This window comes from Microbispora triticiradicis (genome assembly GCF_005864065.1).
Classification (GTDB): domain Bacteria; phylum Actinomycetota; class Actinomycetes; order Streptosporangiales; family Streptosporangiaceae; genus Microbispora; species Microbispora triticiradicis.
In genome coordinates this window covers 41,869-64,651 of sequence record NZ_VANP01000024.1, presented here as the reverse complement: position 1 = coordinate 64,651, position 22,783 = coordinate 41,869, and the positions used below count along the sequence as shown (strand labels likewise).

Annotated in this window: 23 protein-coding genes, 3 pseudogenes and 1 other annotated feature; of the genes and pseudogenes, 18 read left to right on the top strand and 8 right to left on the bottom strand. The window is 70.7% G+C overall.

The window, feature by feature from the left end:
- Nucleotides 1–45 precede the first annotated feature (45 nt).
- Nucleotides 46–189 (bottom strand): annotated as a pseudogene (locus tag FED44_RS38600) (GlxA family transcriptional regulator); the annotation flags it as partial.
- A 224-nt stretch (nt 190–413) separates the two neighbouring features.
- Between FED44_RS38600 and FED44_RS34530 the strand changes: the two are divergent.
- Nucleotides 414–623 (top strand): hypothetical protein, encoded by a 210-nt coding sequence (locus FED44_RS34530; RefSeq protein ID WP_111701245.1) that lies wholly within the window; start codon nt 414–416, stop codon nt 621–623.
- Nucleotides 624–670: 47 nt separating this feature from the next.
- On the opposite strand, the gene FED44_RS34525 is transcribed toward FED44_RS34530, so the two are convergent.
- Entirely contained in the window at nt 671–1,618 is a 948-nt protein-coding gene (locus tag FED44_RS34525; RefSeq protein ID WP_111701246.1) for a quinone oxidoreductase family protein, read from the bottom strand.
- A gap of 88 nt (nt 1,619–1,706) precedes the next feature.
- Here FED44_RS34525 and FED44_RS34520 point away from each other — a divergent pair, with 88 nt between their 5' ends.
- The 5 genes from FED44_RS34520 to FED44_RS34505 all read left to right on the top strand — a co-directional run bounded on the left by FED44_RS34520 (nt 1,707) and on the right by FED44_RS34505 (nt 5,765).
- Nucleotides 1,707–2,162, top strand: coding sequence for a MarR family winged helix-turn-helix transcriptional regulator (locus FED44_RS34520; RefSeq protein WP_111701247.1), 456 nt, complete (start codon nt 1,707–1,709; stop codon nt 2,160–2,162).
- A gap of 355 nt (nt 2,163–2,517) precedes the next feature.
- A complete protein-coding gene (locus tag FED44_RS34515; RefSeq protein WP_244302513.1) occupies nt 2,518–4,086 on the top strand; it encodes a serine hydrolase domain-containing protein in 1,569 nt (522 codons plus the stop codon).
- Between the two features lie 167 nt (nt 4,087–4,253).
- The gene (locus FED44_RS34510; protein WP_111701248.1) at nt 4,254–5,036 is read left to right on the top strand and encodes a MerR family transcriptional regulator; all 783 of its coding nucleotides are present in this window, start codon (nt 4,254–4,256) and stop codon (nt 5,034–5,036) included.
- A 185-nt stretch (nt 5,037–5,221) separates the two neighbouring features.
- On the top strand, nt 5,222–5,374 hold the full coding sequence (locus tag FED44_RS36180) for a hypothetical protein (RefSeq protein WP_165900721.1): 153 nt from the start codon (nt 5,222–5,224) through the stop codon (nt 5,372–5,374).
- A 22-nt stretch (nt 5,375–5,396) separates the two neighbouring features.
- Complete coding sequence (locus tag FED44_RS34505; RefSeq protein WP_138463287.1) at nt 5,397–5,765, top strand: hypothetical protein; 369 nt, start codon at nt 5,397–5,399, stop codon at nt 5,763–5,765.
- Between the two features lie 321 nt (nt 5,766–6,086).
- Here FED44_RS34505 and FED44_RS34500 read toward each other — a convergent pair whose 3' ends face one another.
- On the bottom strand, nt 6,087–6,794 hold the full coding sequence (locus FED44_RS34500) for an alpha/beta fold hydrolase (protein WP_111701250.1): 708 nt from the start codon (nt 6,792–6,794) through the stop codon (nt 6,087–6,089).
- Nucleotides 6,795–6,875: 81 nt separating this feature from the next.
- On the opposite strand from FED44_RS34500, the gene FED44_RS34495 reads away from it, so the two are divergent.
- Nucleotides 6,876–7,823 carry a helix-turn-helix transcriptional regulator gene (locus tag FED44_RS34495; RefSeq protein ID WP_111701251.1) on the top strand — a complete coding sequence of 316 codons (948 nt, stop codon included), beginning with the start codon at nt 6,876–6,878 and terminating at the stop codon, nt 7,821–7,823.
- 455 nt (nt 7,824–8,278) lie between these two features.
- On the top strand, nt 8,279–8,641 hold the full coding sequence (locus FED44_RS34490; RefSeq protein WP_111701252.1) for an ester cyclase: 363 nt from the start codon (nt 8,279–8,281) through the stop codon (nt 8,639–8,641).
- A gap of 44 nt (nt 8,642–8,685) precedes the next feature.
- On the opposite strand, the gene FED44_RS34485 is transcribed toward FED44_RS34490, so the two are convergent.
- The 3 genes from FED44_RS34485 to FED44_RS34475 form a co-directional block, all read right to left on the bottom strand.
- Nucleotides 8,686–9,126 (bottom strand): YybH family protein, encoded by a 441-nt coding sequence (locus FED44_RS34485; protein ID WP_111701253.1) that lies wholly within the window; start codon nt 9,124–9,126, stop codon nt 8,686–8,688.
- A 71-nt stretch (nt 9,127–9,197) separates the two neighbouring features.
- The gene (locus FED44_RS34480) at nt 9,198–9,509 is read right to left on the bottom strand and encodes an NADPH-dependent FMN reductase (RefSeq protein ID WP_341868642.1); all 312 of its coding nucleotides are present in this window, start codon (nt 9,507–9,509) and stop codon (nt 9,198–9,200) included.
- A gap of 34 nt (nt 9,510–9,543) precedes the next feature.
- Entirely contained in the window at nt 9,544–9,954 is a 411-nt protein-coding gene (locus tag FED44_RS34475) for an HsdM family class I SAM-dependent methyltransferase (protein WP_138463286.1), read from the bottom strand.
- A gap of 156 nt (nt 9,955–10,110) precedes the next feature.
- Here FED44_RS34475 and FED44_RS34470 point away from each other — a divergent pair.
- The 6 genes and pseudogenes from FED44_RS34470 to FED44_RS34445 all read left to right on the top strand — a co-directional run bounded on the left by FED44_RS34470 (nt 10,111) and on the right by FED44_RS34445 (nt 15,265).
- Nucleotides 10,111–10,885, top strand: a pseudogene (locus tag FED44_RS34470) (transposase family protein).
- A 219-nt stretch (nt 10,886–11,104) separates the two neighbouring features.
- Nucleotides 11,105–11,533, top strand: coding sequence for a hypothetical protein (locus FED44_RS34465; protein WP_133306026.1), 429 nt, complete (start codon nt 11,105–11,107; stop codon nt 11,531–11,533).
- A gap of 117 nt (nt 11,534–11,650) precedes the next feature.
- The gene (locus tag FED44_RS34460; RefSeq protein WP_111701256.1) at nt 11,651–11,926 is read left to right on the top strand and encodes a transposase; all 276 of its coding nucleotides are present in this window, start codon (nt 11,651–11,653) and stop codon (nt 11,924–11,926) included.
- 3 nt (nt 11,927–11,929) lie between these two features.
- Nucleotides 11,930–12,043: a sequence feature (AL1L pseudoknot), on the top strand.
- A pseudogene (locus FED44_RS34455) lies at nt 11,972–12,559 on the top strand (IS3 family transposase); the annotation flags it as partial. It overlaps the preceding feature by 72 nt.
- 268 nt (nt 12,560–12,827) lie before the next feature.
- Nucleotides 12,828–14,402 carry a serine/threonine-protein kinase gene (locus FED44_RS34450; protein WP_167521666.1) on the top strand — a complete coding sequence of 525 codons (1,575 nt, stop codon included), beginning with the start codon at nt 12,828–12,830 and terminating at the stop codon, nt 14,400–14,402.
- 62 nt (nt 14,403–14,464) lie between these two features.
- The gene (locus FED44_RS34445; protein WP_138463284.1) at nt 14,465–15,265 is read left to right on the top strand and encodes an ABC transporter ATP-binding protein; all 801 of its coding nucleotides are present in this window, start codon (nt 14,465–14,467) and stop codon (nt 15,263–15,265) included.
- Between the two features lie 205 nt (nt 15,266–15,470).
- On the opposite strand, the gene aceA is transcribed toward FED44_RS34445, so the two are convergent.
- Nucleotides 15,471–16,763, bottom strand: coding sequence for an isocitrate lyase (aceA, locus tag FED44_RS34440; protein ID WP_138463283.1), 1,293 nt, complete (start codon nt 16,761–16,763; stop codon nt 15,471–15,473).
- A 244-nt stretch (nt 16,764–17,007) separates the two neighbouring features.
- On the opposite strand from aceA, the gene FED44_RS34435 reads away from it, so the two are divergent.
- Nucleotides 17,008–18,480: a helix-turn-helix transcriptional regulator gene (locus FED44_RS34435; RefSeq protein WP_244302509.1), complete on the top strand. Its 1,473-nt coding sequence runs from the start codon at nt 17,008–17,010 to the stop codon at nt 18,478–18,480.
- A gap of 48 nt (nt 18,481–18,528) precedes the next feature.
- Here the strand turns inward: FED44_RS34435 and FED44_RS34430 are convergent, their stop codons facing one another.
- Nucleotides 18,529–19,128 (bottom strand): TetR/AcrR family transcriptional regulator, encoded by a 600-nt coding sequence (locus FED44_RS34430; protein WP_111699506.1) that lies wholly within the window; start codon nt 19,126–19,128, stop codon nt 18,529–18,531.
- A 142-nt stretch (nt 19,129–19,270) separates the two neighbouring features.
- Between FED44_RS34430 and FED44_RS34425 the strand changes: the two genes are divergently transcribed.
- The 3 genes from FED44_RS34425 to FED44_RS34415 are packed head-to-tail and all read left to right on the top strand — an operon-like array spanning nt 19,271 to nt 22,744.
- A complete protein-coding gene (locus FED44_RS34425; RefSeq protein ID WP_138463282.1) occupies nt 19,271–20,476 on the top strand; it encodes an MFS transporter in 1,206 nt (401 codons plus the stop codon).
- A gap of 34 nt (nt 20,477–20,510) precedes the next feature.
- A complete protein-coding gene (locus tag FED44_RS34420; RefSeq protein WP_208759326.1) occupies nt 20,511–21,476 on the top strand; it encodes a glucosyl-3-phosphoglycerate synthase in 966 nt (321 codons plus the stop codon).
- A 56-nt stretch (nt 21,477–21,532) separates the two neighbouring features.
- Nucleotides 21,533–22,744, top strand: coding sequence for an acyl-CoA dehydrogenase family protein (locus FED44_RS34415; RefSeq protein WP_111699503.1), 1,212 nt, complete (start codon nt 21,533–21,535; stop codon nt 22,742–22,744).
- Nucleotides 22,745–22,783: the final 39 nt, after the last annotated feature.

Sequence of the window (22,783 nt, the reverse complement as noted above, 5' to 3'; positions counted from 1 at the left end):
CGCACGGTAGCCGTCGAGCAGCCCGGCCGCGGCCAGGAGCAGTGAGCCCGCGCAGACCGAGGTCACGCGGCGCGACCGCCGAGCGAGTGCCGGAAGCTCCCGGACCACCTCGGCGGACACCGTCGGGTCGAAGACCCCGTTGCCGCCGATCACGATCATCGTGTCGATCTCGTCGTCGCCGGACGACATCTCCCGCAGCGAGTGCTCGACCTGCACCGTCAAGCCGTCGTCGATGGTGACGGCACCGATCGCACCGGTCCGCTTGAGTTGCGCCATGGTCTACCTTTCTGTGACGCAGCGACGTATGCGATCACAGAAAGGGAAATACACGTTACGGCAGGTCAAAGCTCGCACGGCGCACGCGGCTTGCCTACTCTTTGTCCTATTGCTCCCGCGCCGAAGCCCGCCAGCTATTGCTACGCGTCCATGCCGGTTTCGTCGACCACCGCGGCGGCCGCCGGCGCCGCCTGCTGACCCTGCTGGAGACCGCGAACGATTCGCGTCGTCAGACGTACTTCCGGCTCCTCGCCGTCGTCAACGGCTGGCCGCCTCCGGACGACCTGACCCCGCCCCTCACCTGGTTCATCGCCGCCCTGCACGCCCACGCGTCCGACCAGCGGTGACACATCCTGCGCCTCCTGGAAGGTCACGCCGGATCGGCGATCGGGATTCAGCCGACGCGGACGATGCTCTTGCCTCGGGTCACTCCGCCGGCCAGGTCCGCTATCGCGTTCCCGACGTCGGCGAGGGTGTATTCGGCGGTGACATCGAGGCGCACCGACCCGCCCGCCACCAGCGCCATGGCGAGAGCGGCGCTGTCGGCCAGCTTCTGCGGGCGGGTCCGGCCGGCCAGGTTGCTGTTGTAGGTCATCAGCGACTGGCCCTGCATCAGCAGGTCGTCGGCCGACACGGTGACCGGCTCGAAGGAGGCGATGTTGCCGTAGACCACGATCCGGCCGTGCGGTGCCAACCGGGACAGGTTCGCGACCCGCGCGGCGCCGCCGATCGGGTCGAGGATCACGTCGAACGTCTCATCGCCGAGGGCATCGGGGAACTCCTCGCGTACCAGCACCTCGTGGTAGCCGAACCGGCGGGCGTAATCGACCCGGCCGGCGTCGCCGACCACGCCGACGATCCGTTCCGCACCCGCGGCGGCGGCGAACTGCCCGGCCAGGGAGCCGACGCCGCCGGCGGCGGCGTGGATCAGCACGCTGTCCCCGAGTGACACCCCGGCGACGGTATTGATCAGGTCGTAGGCGGTCGGTGCGACCCATCCGAACGCGGCGGCCTCACGGATTCCGACCCCGGCGGCGTTGATCGCCAGCACCGCCGGTGCGATGACGACCTCGGCGTAACCGCCACCGCCCACCAGCGCGGTCACCTGCTCGCCGATACGGGCCTCGTCGACGCCCTCACCAACCGCGACGATCTCACCCGCCGCCTCGAACCCGGGCACGAACGGGCGCGGAATCGGGAAGTGCCCCGCACGCGCCAGCACGTCGCCGTACTGCACCCCCGCGTAGGCGACCCTGATCGCGACCTCACCGGGCCCGGCCACGGGCTCGGCCAACTCCGAGATCCGGAGCCGGTCGTCGGTGCCCAGAACAGCAGCCTTCATGGCACACAACCTTCTGTGTCGACTCAGTATCCTGATACATAAGACTCAAGCAGTATCAGGATCCTGTGTCAACTTAGGGAGCTGTGACATGTCTGAGGTGCCCATCGAGGAGTACGTGTGCACCCGCATTCGCCGCGCCGAGCAGGCGCTCATGGCCCACCACGAAGGGGTGCTGCGCGGCTATGGGCTGACCATGACCCAGTACACGGTGCTGCTCACCCTGTCGCGGGAGGACGGCATGTCCGGTGCTCAACTGGCCCGCGCGTGCGGGGTCACCCAGCAGAGCATGGCCACCGTCCTGACCGGGATGCAGAACAAAGGGCTCATCGACCGGCAGCCGTCCCCCGTGCACGCCAAAGTCCTGATCGCCACCCTCACCCCGGACGGCCGTGACCTGCTCGACCGGGCCTACCAGGAAGTCATCGTGCTCGAACGCGCCCTGACCGGCCGGTTCACCCCCGAGGAGCACAGGCTGTTCTGTGAGTTCCTCGACCGCGCCACCGCCACCCTCGTCGAGCAGACACCCGCCGCCCACAACGGCTGACAGTCCGCGCCCCTGCCAAACGGGCCCCACCCCGCGGCTGACGGCCGCCGTAACCCCATGCCTCCTGGCCGCCGACCGCCGTGTCACACACCCGCCGCTCATAGCTGCTGTGCACGCGCTGGGAGACCGTCCCGCACCGCGAGCACGCCGCCTGCGAAACGCGGGTCCTGGCCCGGATCCGTACCGATGCGACTGTCGCTCCGATGGAGATGGCGTCCTGTTTCCGAAGCTGTCTCAAGTCGCCGAAGTGGCTGTGAGCTAGATCACGGTTGAGGTTGACCTGAGGTCAGGGTGGAAGCTCAGCGCAGCGGGTCGACACCGACCCGGACATAACGGATGCGAAGGACCACCCACCATGACGATCACCCTTTCCGACCAGGACAAGAGCACTCTGCGGATTGCTGCGTACGGCGCCGTGTCGCTGATGGCCGCCGCCGGTGCCGCCGGCAACCCTCGCAAGATCGCCACAAACGGCAGCATCGCGCTGGGCTCGGCCACCGGCCTGATTGGGCACGTGCTCGCCGACTACCCCAAGGGCAAGGACCTGGCCGGCACGTCCGTGGCCGAGATCGCCGACCGCGTGCTGCCAGCCCTGACCGCGGCCATGAACCTGCTGAAGCAGCAGGATCCGGCCGAGGCCGGCAACTTCCGCCGCACCGTCCTCGTCGCTGTCGAAACCGCCCAGATGCACCAGGGCCAGCCGAGCCCCGCCGCGGCCGAGATGGTCCGCAAGATCACCGGAGCCCTCGACGCCGCCAGGGTGACCGCTGCGGCCGGTGGGGCCGTGCCGCCGGAAGCCGCGGCCGGGCAGGATCGCCCGGAGCTGCAGAAGGCGATCGAGGAGATCGTCGAGTCCGGTTTCGTCGGGGTGTCGCTGCGCGTGCACGATGAGCGGGGCGAGTGGGCCGGCAGTGCCGGGGCGGCCGAGCTGGGCGGGACCGCCAAGCCGCCGATCAACGGACATGTCCGGATCGGCAGCAACACCAAGACCTTCACCGCGGCCCTGGTGCTGCGACTGGTGGCCGAGGGCAAGGTCGGGCTGGACACCCCGGCGGCGGACTATCTGCCCGAGTTTGGGCTGGACGAGCGGATCACGGTGCGGATGCTGTTGCAGCACACCAGCGGGGTGTTCAACTTCAGCGGCGAGGTCTACGACGACGGGACGGTCGTGCCGGGGATCGCCATCCCCTACGGCACCACGGGCCAGGAGTGGGTGGACAACCGGTTCAAGGCCTACCGGCCGCAGGAGCTGGTGGAGCTGGCGTTGTCGAAGCCGGCGCGGTTCGAGCCGGGGGCGGGCTGGAGCTATTCCAACACCAACTACGTGCTGGCCCGGTTGCTGATCGAGAAGGTCAGCGGCCGCACCTACGCCGAGGAGATGCAGCGGCTGATTCTCGGGCCGCTCGGGCTGTCGGGCACCGTGGTGCCGGACGCCTCGCCGGAGATCCCTAAGCCGCACGCCCACGCCTACTACCGGTACGAGGACGCGGGCGAGCAGAAGACGATCGACATCACCCGCCAGAACCCCTCCTGGATCTCCACCGGCGGTGACATGATCTCGACCACCCAGGACCTGCACACCTTCATCTCCGCACTGCTGGGCGGCAAGCTCCTGCCGGCCCCGCTGCTGGCCGAGATGTGCACCCCGCGCCCGACGGGCATCCCGGACATGGACTACGGCCTGGGAGTGTTCGTGCTGACCACGGACGACGGCGGCACCGTCATCTCCCACAACGGCGCCGCCGTGGGCCACGCGGCGCTGATGTACAGCAGCCTCGACGGCTGCAAGACGCTGACCGCCGCGCTGAACTGCGTGGACGACGCCGATCTGTCCATCGCAGCAGCGTTCCAGAAGGCCCAGCAGAGGCTCCTCAGCGAGGTGTTCGGCGGTGGGCAGGCCGATCCCGCTCAGCCGACGGGCTGAGCACACCTGTGACCCGCACGCCTCAAGAGGCGCCCTCTTCCGGCCGTGCATCAGGCAGAACGCGAACCGGAGCCACACCGAGCCCGACCAGCTCGGCGTGGCCCGTCCACATGCTCGGCGGTGGTCTGCTCGGTCGCCGAGCTCGAGCACAAGGCAGGATTGTGCAGATGAACGGAGTCACGATCGGGCAGGCGGCGGCGTTCGTCGGCGTCACGGTGAAGACGGTGCGGCACTACCACAAGCTTGGTCTGGTGACGGAGCCGGAACGCGACAGCTCCGGCTACCGCAGGTACGGATCGGCCGAGTTGTTACAGCTGGTGCAGGTCCGGACGCTGGCCGCCGCCGGGGTGCCGCTGGCCGACATCGGACCCCTGCTCGACGCCGACCCCACGCTGTTCGCCGCCGCGCTCGCCGACGTCGAGCTGCAGCTCACCGACCGGATCGAGGAGTTGATCGCGCGGCGTGACACGCTGCGCAGGCTCGCCGACGGCGACCGGGCCCTGCTGCCCGACCGGGCGGTGGCGCTGCTGGAGCGGCTGTCCGGCCTCGGCTTCCCCGCGGCGGAGGTGGCAGCCGCCAGGGAAGGTTGGGTGCTGGCCAGGGCACTGGTCCCCGAGGGCTTCGACGACTACCTCACCCATGTCGAGCACGCCCTCGAAGACACCCGGTTCGTCGCCTTGATCAAGCGCGGCGCCGAAGCCGCGGCATGGGAACCGGACGACCCGCGCATCGCCGAGCTCGCCACCGACATGACCGACCACTTCCTCGCCAACCCCGCACACCTGAAGATCGTGACCGGTCTGCAAGCCCACACCGAAGCCGCGACCCGGTACAAGCTGATCGCCCTCCACGGCGAGGAGCAGGGATCGGCCGCAGCCCAGGGGGTCGCGCTCATCGAGGCCAAGCTCCGCTCCGCCGGCATCCATATCCCCAGACCGGACTCCCACTGACCGCTCCGTGCTCCGGCCCTTCGGCCCTTCGGCCCGGCAACCCGGCCGGACAGAATGGGCCCATCGCCAGCCGCGGGCGGAGTACGGGTGCCACCGGAATACGGCAGAAACGGGCCGCGAGCCTGATCGCCGGTCGCTGAAATCTTGGCGTTCGCGCTGGTTGGTGACGGTTTCCGGGGGTTCGGGTGGCGTCGATCGATCGGACGGCCTACCCGAGGTTCACCCGGGCAGTGTCGGCGCGGGAGCTGACAGAGGTGTTCACTCCGTCCATTGGCGAGGTGGAGCGGGCGCGCGGCAAGACGCAGGATGATCTGTATCTGCTGGCGTTGCTGGTGTGACTGAAGGCCTACCGCCGCCTCCTTGGGCAAGTTCAAGGGCCGCCTGGCGTTCCTGCGGGACCTGGACGCGCTCGGTCCAACGCAGGCGTGGCTGGAGAGCGTCCCGTCGGAGAAGATCGCGCACTTCGCGGGCGAGGCGCGGGTGACCAACGTCGCCGATCTGCGTAAGGTGCTGGATGAGGACAAGCGGTTCACGCTGATCGTCAGCCTGTTGCACACTGTGCGGACCGGGGTCCGCGATGACGTGGTGACGATGTTCTGCAAGTGGATGACGGCGATCCACACGAAGGGCCGCGACCAGCTGGAGACACTGCAGGAGGTGCACCGCGCTGAGTCCGAAGGGCTCCTGGCGTGTTTGGCGACGTCCTGGACGGCGTCCGCGAGGCCCTGATCCCCGCAGAGCAGCAGACCGGCTACGAGAGCGCCGGTGCTGCGGCGAACGCGCAGGAGAACCGAGGCCGGGCTGCCGACCGAGGCGGCTGAGCTGACCGGCCACTACAAGCAGCTCCTGGCCGAGATCGCCGCCGGGGTCGACGCCGGCCGGGCCCGTTCGGAAGGCCAGCGCGGCACCGGGCCGCCGAGCGTCGGGGTGCCGCCTCGACCGCTGGGAAGTCCCGCCGCCCGCATGCCTGTTCGATCTCGTCCTGGAGATCGAACTGCGTCTCCAGGTTTGGCGGCCCACGACACGTTGGTTAACGGCACCCCGAGGTCGTCAGAGCAACGCGGCGAGATCCGCCGGTCGCGAGAACATCGGCCAGTGGCCGGTCGGCAGTTCGACAAAGGTCCATTCGGGTGTGCCGAGCGGGGCGAACGCCGGGTTCTCCGAAGCGATCAGCTCGCGGATCACCGCCACCGGCATCGTCGAGGCGACCATGGTCTTCGGCGTCGCCGGGATCTGCTGCGGCCGCTGAACCGACTGGGTGACCGCGCCCCACGGCTGCGGCGTCGCCTTCGCGCGGATCTGCGCCCAATGCTCCTCGGTCAGTCCCGCGAACCTCCCCTCCCCCTGGTCGAAGAAGGGTGCGTCGAGTGCATAACCGTCCCCGACCTGAGCGCGCCAGGCTTTCTGGGTGTCCTCGTCATTGAAGTCGATCACCGCCACACCGGACGGCAGCGGCGCGGTGTCAACGTAGACGACCCGGCTGAGCCGCTCGGGATGCCGGTCGGCGACCGCGGTTACCGGGACACTCGCCCCGCTGTGCCCGACCAGGACAACCTCCTCCCATCCGTCCATTGCCGCGAGGATGTCGAGGACATGGGTCTCCACGCCGACCTCCGGCGACAGCTCCCCAGACCTCTCCGCCAGCCCCGTCAAAGTGACCGCCCGCACCTGGTGTCCGGCGGCGCGCAGCTTCTGCGCCACCTGGTCCCAAGCCCAGGCGCCGAGCCAAAAGCCGGGAACCAGCACATAGTTCGCCATCTCATCGTCCTTTCAGTGAGCCGATGTCGCTACGCTAAAGCCGATAGCGGACAGAATCCGCCCGGATTAAGTGGGTGACTTGTGTCATATCCGGCGACCCGGATGCTGGCGATGCTCGAACTGCTCCAGGCGCACCACGGGCTGGGCGGCCGCGACCTGGCGCAGAGGCTCGGTGTGGACGAGCGGACCGTCCGGCGTTACGCCGCCCGACTCGCCGAACTGGGCATCCCGGTCGCCGCCGAGCGCGGCCGCTACGGCGGCTACCAGCTGATGCCCGGCTACAAGCTGCCACCGCTGATGCTCACCGACGACGAGGCCACCGCCGTGGTTCTCGGCCTGCTCGCCGGACGCCGCCTGGGCCTTGCCGCCGAGGCTACCGAAGCCGCCCTGGCCAAGATCCGGCGGGTGCTGCCAGCCATGCTGCGAGAACAGGTCGGCGCACTGGAGGAGACCTTGGACTTCACTCTCGCCGAACGTGCGGCGCCAACGCCCGCGAGCCGGGCCGTGCTGACCCTGGCCGCCGCGATCCGCGACCGCCGCCGGGTCACACTGCGCTACCGCTCCTGGAAAGGCTCCCAGACCGAACGCGAACTGGACGGCCACGGCCTGGTCTTCCACTCCGGCCGCTGGTACGTGACCGGCCACGACCACCGGTCCGGCGAGATCCGCACCTTCCGCGTCGACCGGATCTCCTCCGTCGTCCCAGGAACGGCTTCCTATGAGATCCCCGAGGAGTCCGACCCGGTGCGGCAGGTCACCGCGTCGCTGGCCCAAGTACCGTATGCGCACATTGTCGAGGTCATTCTGCACGTTCCCCTAGCCGAGGCGGCCCGCCGCATCCCGCCGTCGGTGGCCACACTCACCGAAACACCGGACGGAGTCCTCCTGCGGACGCGTGCCGAGTCCCTGGACGGCATGGCCGCCATGCTCGCCGGGCTCGGCTTCCCGTTCACGATCTTGTCGCCGCACGAACTGCGCACTGCCGTCCGGCGCCTGGCCCAGTGCCTGCTGGAACAGACGTTGGAATGAACACTCCCTGCGACCGGCCGCCGGGAGCCCACCGTGCAGATGATGGTGATGATCCACCTCGGCGCAGAAACGCTCTACGCGCAACTCCGCGACCGCTGCGAACATCGCCGCGATCGACGCTGACCAGCAACTACCTCAGCTCGCGGCCCGTTTCTGCCGTATTCCGGTGGCACCCCAACTTGGCGCGGAAGGGGCGGGGGTTTCCACGCATCGCCGTGGCGCGAACACTTACGTGGCTGTGTCAACGTGGCTGTGTCGATCGTGACCTGCCACTCAGCCCTTAGCGCTAATACTCGGCCGGATCTTCCCGCTGCCCCGTTAGGCGCTCTAAGCGCGAGCCTCGTCGGCGTTCCCCTGCGCGCCCGGACCTCCGGCTCCACCCCCTCCTGACCGGCTGCACCGCCCCCCGGCCTGCTTTCCCGCTGTTCCAGTCGCCCGTGCACACCGGATGTGAGATGACCGCCGTGAACGACGACGAGTCGCGGTCGCCGCGACGGCTCGCGACGCGCTACTTCGACATGTGGAACACCGGCGACGCCTCGGCGGCCGAGGAGATCCTGAGCCCGGGCTGGGTCGATCACGCGCGCCCCGAGGTGGCCGGGCCGAAGGGCGTGCGGGAGGCGGTCGGGCGGATCCGCGGCGCGCAGCCGGACCTCCGCTTCCGGATCGACGCCGTCCTCGGGGAGGGCGACCTGGTGGCGGTCGTCGGGAACGCCGGCCGCGGCCAGGACGCGGACGGCGCCCCGCTGGTCTGGCTCATCCGCGTACAGGACGGCCTGCTCGCCGAGATGTGGACCTACCGCGGCATCGGCGGGTGATCGGCGAGGGCCGTTCTCGACATCGGACGGCCGCGCGGCCCGCGTCAGGGCTCGAGGTCGGTCACCCCTCTGCCGCTCGACATGTCGAGCGGCACGGAAACCTGGTCGTGCGCGATCAACCATTCGCCGTCGAACTTCCGGAAGCAGAAAGTTCCCCGGACCCACATGCCGCTCGTCGCCGTCCCGTTCTTCAGCGTGCCGCTGAGCCGGCCGAAGCAGTGTCCGAACGCCACCGTGTCGCCCACGGTGATCGTCAGGTCGCGCACCTCGTAATCCACCTCCTGGAAGAACGTGAACACGTTCACCCAGTTCTTCAGTTTCGCGTCCACCCCCACGTGCTGCAGCGGCGGCTCGACGTCGAAGGACACGACGTCCGCCGCGTACAGCCGCCTCAGGCCTTCGAGATCCTTGGCCCGGATTCCTTCGACGATCCTGGCGATCCGCTGCCGGATCTCGGCTTCGTCTTCCTCGCGTCGCGTAGACATCGCTACTCGTCCCTCTGATTCGGTGCGGAATTCGGCTTCTCACTGGTACGACCGGACAGCACCGCGAAATGTCAGGTCGCGGCGACGGTGGCCGCCGGGGAAGCGGCGCGCAGCGGCGCGAGGGCGGCGCTCCAGGCGACGACATGGTCCAGCAGCGTGTCCAGGGCCCTGACGCTGTGGGCGCCCGGCTTGAAGACGGTGTAATCCTCGAACTCGGTCAGCAGCGGCAGTGTGATCTGCGGGGTCACATCGGCCATCTGCAATGCCCCGCAGACGAGCCGCAGTTGCTCGACCGCGCGGGAGCCGCCCACGACGCCGTACGAGACGAACCCGGCCGTCCACTCCGCGTACAGGTGGTCGATGGCGTTCTTGAGCGCCCGCACCCCGTTCAAGCGTCACCGACACCGTCTGCGACTGTCAGGCGGGGCCGTTGTACTCCTGGCCGTAGAGGCTCAGGTCGCGGTGGTCCTGGCCGTGCTCCTCGACGTACTCCTTCGCGTGGATGAGCATGCCGCCCGAGCCGGAGCACGGGTCGTAGACGCGCATGCCGTGGCCAAGCCTGACCAGGCGGACCATCATCCGGACGACCTCACGCGGGGTGTAGAACTCCCCGCCCTTCTTGCCGGCCGAGTCGGCGAACTGGCCGATCAAATACTCATACGCGGCGCCGAGCAGGTCGGGGAACTCGAAGTCCTCGTTACGCAGCCGGTAACGGTCGAAGTGGTCGACAAGCTGCTGCAGTCGCTTGTCCGGGATGACCGACCCAGCTTTCCAGGCAAGGCTTCGCTGCGACGACCTGACGAATCCGCCGCCAAACTCTGACCGCATGGTCTCAGCAAAAATCGAGCCCTACTCGATCTACCCGAACTGGTTCCACTGGCAAAAGTGCAATCGAGGCGACTTCACCGGGCCAGTTAGGGGTGAGGTGCGGCTCCCGGTAAGACAGCAGTCGACCAAGATCCGATGCCTCAACCGGAAGCCTCGATGTTCTCTTACCCTGCCGCGATTCCCCTGTCGAACCGTACCCTTGCCCGTCTTGCCGAGCTCATCCGCGCCCGCCGCGCCAGACGCCGCAGCCGGTGGCGGCGCCTCAAGCCAGGACAGCAGGCACTGCTGGTACTGGCTCACCTGCGGAACGGGGACACCTACGCCCGCTTGGCCGCCGGCTTCGCCATCGGGACCACCACCGCCTGGCGGTACGTGCGCGAGTCGGTCGACCTGCTCGCCGCCCTGGCCGACGACGTCCAGGCTGCCGCGCTCCGGGCCGCCCGGCTGGCCTACGCCATCCTCGACGGCACGCTCATCCCGATCGACCGGGTCGCCGACCAGAAGCCCTACTACTCGGGCAAGCACAAGCGCCACGGAGTGAACGTCCAGGTCCTCGCCGACCCCGCCGGCCGCCTGGTGTGGGCCTCTCCGGCTCTGCCCGGGGCCGTGCATGACCTGACCGCAGCCCGCACCGTGGGCCTAATCAACGCCCCGACCGACCGCCAACGGCGTCACGACCTTCGCCGACAAGGGCTACCAAGGCGCGGGAGGCGCGATCCGCACCCCGTTCAAGCGCGCCACCGGCTGTCACACGGGAAAACGATGTCAACCGCGCCCACGCACGTATCCGAGCCCTCGGCGAACGCCCATCGCGACCCTCAAAGCGTGGAAGCTGCTGTCAAAGCTCCGCTGCTGTCCCCACCGCGCCACCCGGATCGTGCAGGCCGTCCTTGTCCTGCAAGCCGTCGAAGACGACCGCTACTCAGGATAAAAAAGCTCAGTCGTCGTAGTACGACAGCAGGTGCGCTCAGAGACCACAGAGGGGCACCAATCGCGCCCGCGCCTTAGTGCATGTTTGAGAAGATCGTTTGTACCGGGATTCAGTCGCAGATGTAGCGCGGTTGGCGTTGGGCAGGTCCTCCGGCACCGGCATCGTGGCCGGATGCGCGCCTGAAAGTGGGTTGCAAGCGGTTTTCCTAGACTGCCGATCATGCGAAAGATCTCCGGATTAAAGACACTCGTCGCCGCCGCCGTCGCTCTCACCGCGCTGGCTCCCGCCCCGGCGACAGCCGCCGCGCGGAGCTGCTCCGGGGGCGGGGGATGGCTCACCACCAAGCACGGTGATGTCAAATACGTGTGGCAAGTGTGTGGTGACGGCTACGCCGCCGCCTCGGGCACTGTGAACGACATCAAGTGGGATCTGTGGACGGCGGTCGTCGAGGTCAGCTTCTCCAAAGCGGGCAAGGGGGTCGGCGGCACCGGCGGCCGCGTGGAGGCGGGCCGGAAGAAGGGCAGCAGAGAGTTCGCCTTCTCCGTTGCCGCCCGGCAGGGCGCCGACACGGTAGTGATCAAGGCTCGGCGCTGCCTTCCGGGCACCCGCCTGTGCAACAACACCCACACCTTCACGGGCAAGCTATGATCTTGTCGCTTTCAAGCCTCCGGCTGCCAGGTCGACGCCGGGTACTGAACCACTCCGACTTTCGTGGAGGCCCTGAAGCCAGCATCATCTGCTGGCGGAAGGGAGAATCACGACACGATGCCAGCCCCGAGGAAGTACCCCCAAGAGCTTCGTGAGCGCGCGGTCCGGATGGTGTTTGAGGTCCGCCGGCAGACCGGCGGTGCCCCCGGCGCGATCGCCCGGGTGGCCGGCCAGCTCGGCGTTCACCGCGAGGCATTGCGCGGGTGGGTGCGCCAGGCCGAGATCGACGAGGGGCAGCGGCCGGGCACCTCGACCGCCGATGCCCAGCGGATCGCCGAGTTGGAGCGCGAGGTGCGCGAGTTGCGCCGCGCTAACGAGATCCTCAAGGTCTAAGGCCGCTTTTTTCGCGGCCGAACTCGACCCACGGCCGCCCAGGTAGTCGCCTTCATCGACGCCCACCGCGCCACCTTCGGCGTCGAGCCGATCTGCCAGGTGTTGCCGGTCGCGACGTCGACGTACTACGCGGCCAAGTCCCGCCCGCCGTCCGTGAGGGCGGTGCGCGATGCCCAGCTCATGGCCGAGATCACCACGGTGTGGAACGACAACTTCGAGGTGTATGGCGTGCGCAAGATGTGGAAGGAACTCAACCGGCGCGGCACCCGCGTGGCCCGGTGCACCGTGGCCCGGCTGATGAAGCGCCTGGGCTTGGCCGGTGCGGTCCGCGGCGACCACAAGACGCGGACCACGATCGCCGACGCCCTCACCGAACGGCCAGCCGACCTGGTCAAACGCGACTTCACCGCTCCCGCCCCGAACCGGCTGTGGGTCGCCGACCTGACCTACATCCCCACCACGGCAGGATTCGTGTACGCGGCGCTGGTGATCGACGCCTTCTCGCGGATGATCGTCGGCTGGCGGCTGGCCGACCACCTGCGCACGGGGCACGACGAGCATCCGAAGCGGCTTGAGATCGTCGCGCTCGCCATCGGCGCCTCCTGCGTCGAGGCGGTCCGCGAGGCGTGGTGACGCTCGCCGCGACCGCGTGCCTGGCCGTGACGACCCCTGAGACACCTCGGCGTGCGGCTTTTTGTGGCGAATGGGACCTGTGTGACCTGGGGCTTTGCCCGCGCCTTACTTTGGGGTGCCATTGGGCTTACCTCTCATGCCGCTTGTGGTCAGTTGACCGCATGGCGCGTTCCAAACGGCCACAGTTGCTGTGCGGCACTTCCGCGAGAGAGGGAGCTTCCGTATGGCACGTGGCGGAACGGGCCCCCGGAACGGTATGCCACCCGGGGTGCGCCCGCTGACCGTGGGCGACCCGGTGATCATCGGGGGCTACCTGCTCCTCGGCCGGCTCGGCGCCGGTGGCATGGGCGTGGTCTACCTCGCGGAACATCCCGGCGGCGGATACGTCGCGCTGAAGACGCCGCACCCGGTCCACCTGTCGGACCCGACGCTGCGGGCCCGATTCGCCGAGGAGGCCGAGTTCTCCCGGCGGGTGGCGCCGTTCTGCACCGCGGCCTTCGTCGAGGACGGCCTCGACGGCGACCGCCCCTACATCGTCACCGAGTACGTCCCCGGCCCCGCGCTCTCCCAGGTCGTCTCGGCGTACGGCCCGCTCACCCCCGACCTCGCGTACGGCGTGGCCCTCGGCGCGGCCGCCGCCCTGGCGGCGACCCATGAGGCGGGGCTGGTGCACCGGGACCTCAAGCCCGGCAACGTGCTGCTGTCCCCGCGCGGGCCGTTCGTCATCGACTTCGGGATCGCCCGCGACCTCGACGTCGCGATGTCGCACACGCAGGCCGGGCAGATCATGGGCAGTCCGGGGTGGGTGGCGCCGGAACGGCTGCGGGGCCGTCCCGCGATCCCCGCCTCGGACGTGTTCTCCTGGGGCTGCCTGGTCGCCTTCGCGGCGACCGGGCTGCATCCGTTCGGCGCGGGCGACCCCGAGACGCTGACCCGGCGCATCCTGGTGGAGGAGCCGCGAGTCTCGCCGGTGCCGAGGCTGCTGCGGGACGACGTGGCGGCGGCGCTGCGGCGTGACCCCGCCGAACGCCCGGACGCCGCCCGGCTGCTGGCCTCCCTGCTCGCGGCGGGCGGCGTCCACACGACCGCCGACCCGCGGCGGGCGGTCGCAGCGGTGCTGGAGGAGATCTGGCAGCCCGTGGCCTACCCGGCGGGCGCCCGCGGAATGGCCGCCGTACGCGGTCAGGACGGCGGGCCGGATGGGCGCGGCGAACGACCGCCGCCCGGCAGGGCCGGGCGGCGGCGGGCGGCGCGGTCGACAGCGCGGTCGAGGGCACAGGCGGGGGCGCAGGCGTCCCACGCGGGGTTCGCGGCGCTCGCGACCGTCGCGATCGCCGCGGTGACGGTGGTGGCGGCGGGCACCGGCGCGGCCCGCATGGACCGCACGGCGGACCCGCCGCCCGCGCGGCCCGTGGTGATCCCCGAGGACGGCGCCACGCCGCCGCCGGACGTGCTCAGCACCTCCCGGCCGCCGGTGCTGCCCGTCAGCGCCCGCCGGCCGAGGGCGACGGTGACGGCGACGCGGACGATGCCGCCGTCCGCGCCGGCGACCCCGGACGAGCAACGGGCCACGGCGGTGCCCTCGCCGCCGGCGGACGGCGGGACGCTGCGTCCCCCGCCGGAGGGGCACTGCGCGCCCGGGCGGCACGGGGACTGCGGTCCCGGGCGGCCCTCCCCGCCGGAGCAGCCGAGTTCTCCGCCGCCGTCGCCGGGGATCACCACCGAGCCGCAGTGGGGGGACGGGGAGTCGCCCCAGCCGAGTCCGGGCCAGCCGACGGCGAGCCAGTCACCGGCCGGTCAGCCGCCGGGGGTCGTCGCCACCCCCGCGCCGTCTTGGCCCTGAGGCCGTCCACTTCCTGGGACGGCGTCGTGAGCAGGCGCGTCCATGCCCCATGCTTTGGGGTCATGGACGCAGCTCTCGAACTCGACGACGTGACCGTTCGCGTGGTCGGCCGCACCCTCGTGGCCGCGGCCGACTGGCGGGTGGAGCACGGCCAGCACTGGGTGATCCTCGGGCCCAACGGCGCGGGGAAGACCACGATGCTCTCGGTCGCCGCGGCCGTACGGCACCCGTCCTCCGGGACCGCGACGGTGCTCGGGCGGCGGCTCGGCCGCACCGACCTGCGGGAGCTGCGGCGGAGCATCGGTCTGGTCGCCGCCAGTCAGCGGCTGGTGGACGAGACGCTGCTGGAGGAGGAGGGCGCGACGGCCCTCACCGTCGTCCTCACCGGGCACACGGGGACGAGCGCGCCGCTGTGGGACCGGTACGGCGACGAGGAGCGCGAGCGGGCCCACCGCCTGCTGGCCGACCTCGGCTGCAAGGACCTCGCCGACCGGAGGTTCCGGGTGTGCTCACAGGGGGAGCGGGCCCGCGTGCGCGTCGCCCGGGCGCTGATGGCCGACCCCGCGATCCTGCTGCTGGACGAGCCGTTCGCGGGCCTCGACCTGCCGGCCAGGGAGGACCTGATCGAGGCGCTGGAGGACCTGGCCCGGGCCCGGCAGGGCCTCACCACGGTGATGGTCACCCACCATCTGGAGGAGGTGCCCGCCACCACCACGCACGCGCTGCTGATGCGGGACGCCAGGATCCTGGCCGCCGGTCCGGTCGGGGAGGTGCTCACCGAGACGCACCTGTCGGACTGCTTCGGGCGGCGGCTGCGCATCGACTCCCTCGACGGCCGCTGGTACGCCCGCGCGCCGCGCTGAGCCGTGCCGGCTCAAGTGTGCCGGTTGAAGGCGTGCCGCTCGTGGGGGTGGGCCCGCCGCGGCTCCTGCTCCCCTTCGTACGGGTCCTCGTGAGGGCGCTCGTAGAGAGGTGAGAGAGTCCACGGCGGGCCCCGGCTGCGGCACGGTGCGGGCCCGGTGCGGGTACGGGTGCGGGCCCGGTGTGCGCCCGGCGCTCCCGCTTCCGTCAGCGGGTCGCGGCGAACTGCGCCTCCTCCGTGGAGCCCTTCAGGGCCGTAGTGGAGGAGTCCGGCGCGACGGCCGTGCTGACCAGGTCGAAGTATCCGGTGCCGACCTCCCGCTGGTGGCGCGTGGCGGTGTAGCCGCGGTGCTCGGCGGCGAACTCCGCCTCCTGCAGTCCCACGTACGCCGTCATGCCCTCGTCGGCGTAGCCGCGGGCGAGGTCGAACATCGAGTAGTTCAGCGAGTGGAAGCCCGCCAGGGTGATGAACTGGAACTTGTATCCCATGTGCCCCAGCTCGCGCTGGAACTTGGCGATCGTCGCGTCGTCCAGGTGCCCCCGCCAGTTGAACGACGGCGAGCAGTTGTAGGCCAGCATCTGGTCGGGGTACTCCCGCTTGATCGCCTCGGCGAACTCGCGCGCCACGTCGAGGTCCGGGGTGGAGGTCTCCATCCACAGCAGGTCGGCGTACGGCGCGTAGGCGAGGCCGCGGGCGACGCAGGCGCCGACCCCGTTGCGGACCCGGTAGTAGCCCTCGGCCGTGCGGTCCCCGGTGGTGAAGGCCTGGTCGCGGGGGTCCACGTCGCTGGTCAGGAGCGTCGCGGCCTGGGCGTCGGTCCGCGCGATGACCAGGGTGGGGACGCCCGCCACGTCGGCCGCCAGGCGGGCCGCGTTCAGGGTCTTGACGTGCTGGCCCGTCGGGATGAGCACCTTCCCGCCGAGGTGGCCGCACTTCTTCTCGGAGGCGAGCTGGTCCTCCCAGTGCACGCCTGCGGCGCCCGCCTCGATCATGGCCTTCATCAGCTCGAACGCGTTGAGCACGCCGCCGAACCCGGCCTCGGCGTCGGCCACGATGGGCGCGAGCCAGTGCGGCGCGTCCTCCTCGCCCTCGGCCCAGGAGATCTGGTCGGCCCGCAGCAGCGCGTTGTTGATCCGGCGGACCACCGCGGGAACCGAGTTGGCCGGGTAGAGGCTCTGGTCGGGGTAGGTGTGACCGCTCAGGTTGGCGTCGGCCGCCACCTGCCAGCCCGACAGGTAGACGGCCTTGAGGCCCGCCTTCACCTGCTGCACCGCCTGGTTGCCGGTCAGCGCGCCGAGGGCGTGGACGTAGTCCTCACTGTGGAGCAGGCTCCACAGGCGCTCCGCGCCGAGCCGGGCCAGCGTGTGCTCCTCCCGCACCGATCCGCGCAGGCGGACGACGTCCTCGGCGGAGTAGGTCCGCCGGACGTCCCGCCATCGCGGGTCGGTGTCCCATTCTTGCTGTAGCCGCTCGGCGGCCGAGGTGAGCCGATCCGACATCCCGTTCACTCCCTTGTTGCGTACTCCGTCGTCACCTGGGGCTTGCTTCCGAGTTTGTGTCGATATCAAGAGACCAGACAAGGCGGCTAGCATGGAAAGAGTGAGAATTTTTCTCGTAGTGATGAAACTGATGAGTATTCCATTGTGAAGAAGTGTAAAGTTTTCTCAATGGACTAGACCAATCCACGTGCGGAAGATCACTTGGGCGTGGAAGAATCGCGGATTTTCCGCGTAGGATCGGGGCATGACCTCCGCGCTGGGCGAAGAACCGCTGTCTTTGACGCACGAGCTCGATCTGCTGGCCTTCGGCCAGCGGCTCAGGCACCTGCGCAAGCAGCGCGGCCTGACGCTCTCCGAGCTCGGCGACCGCGTCGGCCGCGCGCCCAGCCAGCTCTCCCTGCTGGAGAACGGCAGACGCGAGCCGAAGCTGTCGCTGCTTAAGTCGCTCGCCGCCGCGCTCGGCGTGCCGGTGGAGGAACTGCTGCGCAGGCAGGCGCCGAACCGGCGGGCCCAGCTGGAGATCGCCCTGGAGGAGGCCCAGCGCGACCCGCTGTACGCGAGCCTCGGGCTGAGCCGGCTCAAGGTCTCCGCGCGGGTGCCCAACGACGTGCTGGAGCACATCCTCGGCCTGTACGAGGAGCTGCGGGCCAGGGAGGCCAAGGGCACGGCGACGCCCGAGGAGGCGCGGGCCGCCAACGCCGAGCTACGGCGGACGCAGCGGGAGCTGGGCAACTACTTCGAGGAGATCGAGAAGGCCGCCGCCGACGCGCTGACGGCGGTGGGCTACCGCACCGGCGCGTTGTCGGAGAGCACCGTCCAGGCGCTGGTGTCCCACTTCGGGTTCACCGTGCGGTCCGCGCCCGATCTGCCGAGGTCGGCCCGTTCGGTGACCGACCTGCGCAACCGCCGCATCTACGTCAAGCGCCAGCAGCTCGGCATGCACACGCCCCGGACCGTGCTGCTGCAGGCGCTCGGGCACATCGCGCTCCAGCACCACCGGCCGCGCGACTTCGCCGACTTCCTGCGCCAGCGGGTGGAGGCCAACTACTTCGCCGCCGCCGTCCTCGTCCCCGAGACCGCGGCCGTGCCGTACCTGCGGGAGGCGAAGCAGGACCGCGCCCTGTCGGTCGAGGACCTGCGCGACGTCTTCGCGGTGTCCTACGAGATGGCCGCCCACCGGTTCACCAACCTCGCCACCCGCCATCTCGACCTCGTCTGCCACTTCGTGCGCAACGACGCCGGAGGGATCATCTACAAGGCGTACGAGAACGACGGCATCGTCTTCCCCGCCGACGAGCAGGGGGCGATCGAGGGCCAGCGGCTGTGCCGGCAGTGGTCGGGCCGCCAGGTGTTCCACTCGCCCGACCGGTTCTCGCTGTACTACCAGTACTCCGACTCGCCCACCGGCACGTACTTCTGCGTCGCCCACGTGGACCCGTCGCAGGAGAAGGACTTCGCCATCACGCTCGGCGTGCCGTACCGGGAGTCGCGGTGGTTCCGCGGCCGGGAGACCACCCACCGCACCAGGTCGAACTGCCCGACCGGCGAGTGCTGCCGCCGCCCGCCCGCCGAGCTGTCGCAGCGCTGGGAGGGCTACGCCTGGCCCTCGGCTCGCGCCAACTCCCACGTGCTGGCCGCGCTGCCGCCGGGCTCGTTCCCCGGTGTCGACGAGGCCGACGTGTACGCCTTCCTCGAACGCCACGCCACCCAGGCCTGAGCCGCGGCGGCGTGGACCGGCGGCTCACGCGGGGCCGGATCCGCGGGGTCAGTCCCGGACGGCGGCGCGGACGAACGCCATGAGGTGCCCGCGCAGCGCCTCGCGGCCCTCGGGGGTCGTCGCGTCCTCGCCGGCCGTGATCCTCGCGAGCTGCGGCATGGCGCTCGGCCACATGGCCATGCCGATGAGCGTGAACAGCGTGCGGGCCATCGCGGAGTCAGGCTCCCGGCCGAGACCCGCGGCCAGCGAGACGGTCTTCGACCGGCACTTGTCCACCCGGCGCTCCTGGCCCGGGAGCAGGGCGTCCTCGCTCCGGTAGTGCAGCGCCTCCCACATCATCAGCCGTACGACGTCGGGGTGGGCGGCGTAGTAGTCGAACAGCCTGCTCACGTAGTCGGCGGGGTCGTCGCCGGGCATCGCGACGGCCTCGGCCATCTCGTCCAGCGCCGCCGCGACGACGGTGTCGAACAGCTTCTCCTTGCTGCCGAAGTGACCGTAGATCCGCTCCTTGTTGACCCCCGCCCGGTCGGCGATGCGGTCCACCCGGGCGCCCGCCACGCCGTACGCCGCGAACTCCGCGCGCGCGGCCTCCAGCAGGGCGGCCTTGGTGGCGGCGGTGGGGTCCTTGACGTCTTTTCGGGGCGGCATTCGGCCTTCCTCCGTGTTCGCGAGCGGGATGGACGGTGTTTCAGGAGCCGGGGTGTCCGAGAGCTGACGCGCCCAGCATACCGAGCCAACCACCAACTGGTTGGTTGACATCCAACTGGTTGGTTGGCTACCGTCCCCGGCCATGAGCACATCGACGTCCGCCCTCCGCCCACCCGCTGCCGCCGCCGCGGCCTACGCGCCGCCGCGACGCACCGTGGCCGCGTTCGTGCCGGCCGGGCTCCTCGCCACCGGGCACCTCTACGTCGTGATCCCCCTGCTGGCCCGGATGTCGGCCGAGTGGGGTGCCCCCGCCGCCGTCCTGACCTGGCTCGTGAGCGCGTTCGGCCTCGGCTACGCGGGCGGGTTCCTGCTGTTCGGCCCGCTGTCCGACCTGTACGGCAGGCGCCGCGTGATGACCTGGGGCATGGCGGCCACGGCCGTGACCACCGCATCGGTCGCGTTGAGCCCCGGACCCGGGGTGGCGCTCGCCCTGCGGGTGGCCGAGGGAGTCACCACCGCCGTCTTCGCCCCCACCGCGTTCGCGTACATCGCCGAGCGCGTCGAGCCCCGCCGCCGGGCCGTGACGATGACCTCCGTGGTCAGCGCGCTGTTCGCCTCGGCCGTGGTGGCCCAGCTCGCTGGCAAGGCCCTCGCCGACCTGCTCGGATGGCGGCCGGTCTTCCTGCTCGGCGGCGCCGCGTTCGCCGTCATGACCGTGGTGCTGCGGCGGGTGATGCTGCCCGACACCGCCAGCGGAGCGGGAGGCAACCCCTACGCCGCCGTGCCGGTCCTGCTGCGCGACCCGCGCCTCATGCTGATGTACGCCGCCACGCTGACGGTGCTCGGCGCGTTCGTCGCCCTCTACACCGCGCTGCAGCTGGAGGGCCCCGCGGGCATCGCCGGAGACCCCTCCGCGCTGCTGACGTTGCGGGCCACGGCGCTGCCGGCGATCGCCGCGATCCCGTTCGCGACGCCGTACCTCACGCGGTTCTCCCCGGCCCGCCGGGCGGCCGTGATGCTCGGTGCCGCCGCGGTGATCGCACTCGTGGTCGGTCTCACCGCCCCCGGCGTCGCGGCGCTGGCGGTGCTGCTGGCCGCCTTCGCCTTCGCGATCGGCGTCACCGCCCCCGCCGTCATCGAGACCGTGGGCCTGCTGGCCGGCCCCGCGCGGGCCACCGCCGTCTCCCTGTTCACGTTCTTCCTGTTCACCGGGGCGAGCCTCGGCCCGGTCGCCGCCTCGGCCGCCGCGCCGTACGGCTTCGCCGTCCTCATGTACGGCGTGGCGGGGGTGCTCGCGCTGGGAGGAGGACTCGTCCTGATCGCGTCGTCCGGCCGCCGCATAAGGTGAGCCTTGTCGGATGCGGCGGACGGGGGGAGAGCGCGTGCTGCCTGAGGTGGAGGCCTGGCTGGCCCGGCGTACCTCGTCGGCGGCGGACTGGCCGGCCCGCGCCCTGCTGTCCGCCAAGGGGGACAGCAGGATCTCGGTGGTGCTGCCCGCCAGGAACGAGGCGGAGACGGTCGGGGAGATCGTCGCCGCCGTCCGCCGCGAGCTGGTGGAGGCCGTCCCCCTGGTGGACGAGCTGGTCGTGATCGACTCCCGGTCGGCGGACGACACGGCGGTGCGGGCGTTACGCGCCGGTGCGAAGGTCTTCGCGCAGGACGAGATCCTCCCCGAGCTGCACGACCCGCGATACGACGGCAAGGGCGAGGTGCTGTGGAAGTCCCTCGCGGTGACCACCGGTGACCTGGTGGTGTTCGTCGACGCGGACCTGCGCGAGTTCCGCACCTCGTTCGTGACCGGCCTGCTGGGGCCGCTGCTGGCCGACCCCTCGGTCGCGTACGTGAAGGCGTGCTACGACCGGCCGCTCCTCGGGGCGGCCGAGCCGAACGCGGGAGGCAGGGTCACCGAGCTGGTCGCCCGGCCGCTGCTCAACCTGCACTGGCCGCTGCTCGCGGGGTTCGTGCAGCCGCTCGCGGGGGAGTACGCCGGCCGCCGCGCGGTCCTGGAGCGGGTGCCGTTCGTCACCGGGTACGGCGTGGAGCTGGGGCTCCTCATCGACCTGCTCGACCAGGTGGGGCTCGACGCCCTCGCCCAGGTCGACCTGGGCCGCCGGATCCACTCGCACCAGTCGACGGAGGCGCTCGGCCGGATGGCCGGGCAGATCATGCACACCGCCTGGGCCCGGCTGGAACGCCAGGACCGGATCATTCCGCTGCACGAGCCGTCGTCCCGGCTGGTGCAGTTCGAGCGCGGCCACGCCGGGCACCGCGCGGTCACGCGGGACGTCGCGGTGGCCGAGCGTCCGCCGATGGCGACGGTCCCGCAGTACGCGTCCCGCCTGCGCTGAGTGGTGCTCCCTTGGAGTGTTACCGTTGGTAACACTGTGGAGAGGAGAGGCCCCCGATGACCTTCTGCCCCGAGTTGAGCGACGACGTCCGCGAGGTGCGCGACTGGGTCCACGAGTTCGCCCGGGACGTCATCCGGCCCGCCGGCGCGGAATGGGACGAGCGTGAGGAGACGCCATGGCCGGTGATCCAGGAGGCCGCCAAGATCGGGCTGTACTCGCTGGACTTCTTCGCCCAGCAGTGGTTCGAGGAGTCGGGGCTCGGCCTGCCGGTGGCGTTCGAGGAGCTGTTCTGGGGTGACGCCGGGATCGGCCTGTCGATCGTCGGCACCGGCCTGGCCGCCGCCGCCCTCGCCTCCAACGGGACCCCCGAGCAGATGGGGGAGTGGCTGCCCGAGATGTTCGGCACCCCCGACGACGTGAGGCTCGGCGCGTTCTGCTCCTCCGAGCCGGACGCGGGCAGCGACGTCGGCGCGATCAGGACGCGGGCCGTCTACGACGAGGCGGCGGACGAGTGGGTCCTGAACGGCGTGAAGACCTGGGCGACCAACGGCGGCATCGCCTCCGTCCACGTCGTCGTGGCCTCGGTCGACCCGTCGCTGGGCACGCGGGGCCAGGCGTCCTTCGTGGTCCCGCCCGGCGCTCCCGGCCTGTCGCAGGGCCAGAAGTTCAGGAAGCACGGCATCCGCGCCTCGCACACGGCCGAGGTGATCCTGGACGACGTACGGGTGCCCGGCCGGTGCCTGCTCGGCGGCAAGGAGAAACTGGACGAGAGGCTGGCCCGGGTGCGCGCCGGCGCGCGGGCCGGCGGGCAGGCCGCGATGCGCACCTTCGAGACCACCCGCCCCACGGTCGCCGCGATGGCCGTCGGCATCGCCCGCGCCGCCTTCGAGTACGCCCGCGACTACGCGGGGGAGCGCGAGCAGTTCGGCCGCAAGATCGGCGAGAACCAGGCCGTCGCGTTCCTGCTCGCGGACATGGCCACCCGGGTGGACGTCGCCCGCCTGATGACCTGGCGGGCCGCCTGGATGGCCCGCCAGGGCCGGCCGTTCGAGCAGGCCGAAGGATCGATGAGCAAGCTGGTCGCGAGCGAGACCGCCGTCTGGGTGACCGAGCAGGCGATCCAGATCCTCGGCGGCGCCGGCTACACCCGCGAGCACCCGGTCGAGCGCTTCCATCGCGACGCCAAGATCTACACCATCTTCGAGGGCACCTCCGAGATCCAGCGCCTCATCATCGGCCGCGCCGTCACCGGCCTCCCCGTCCGGTAGCGCCGGACTGCCGCGGAGGGCCGGCATGACGACGCGGCC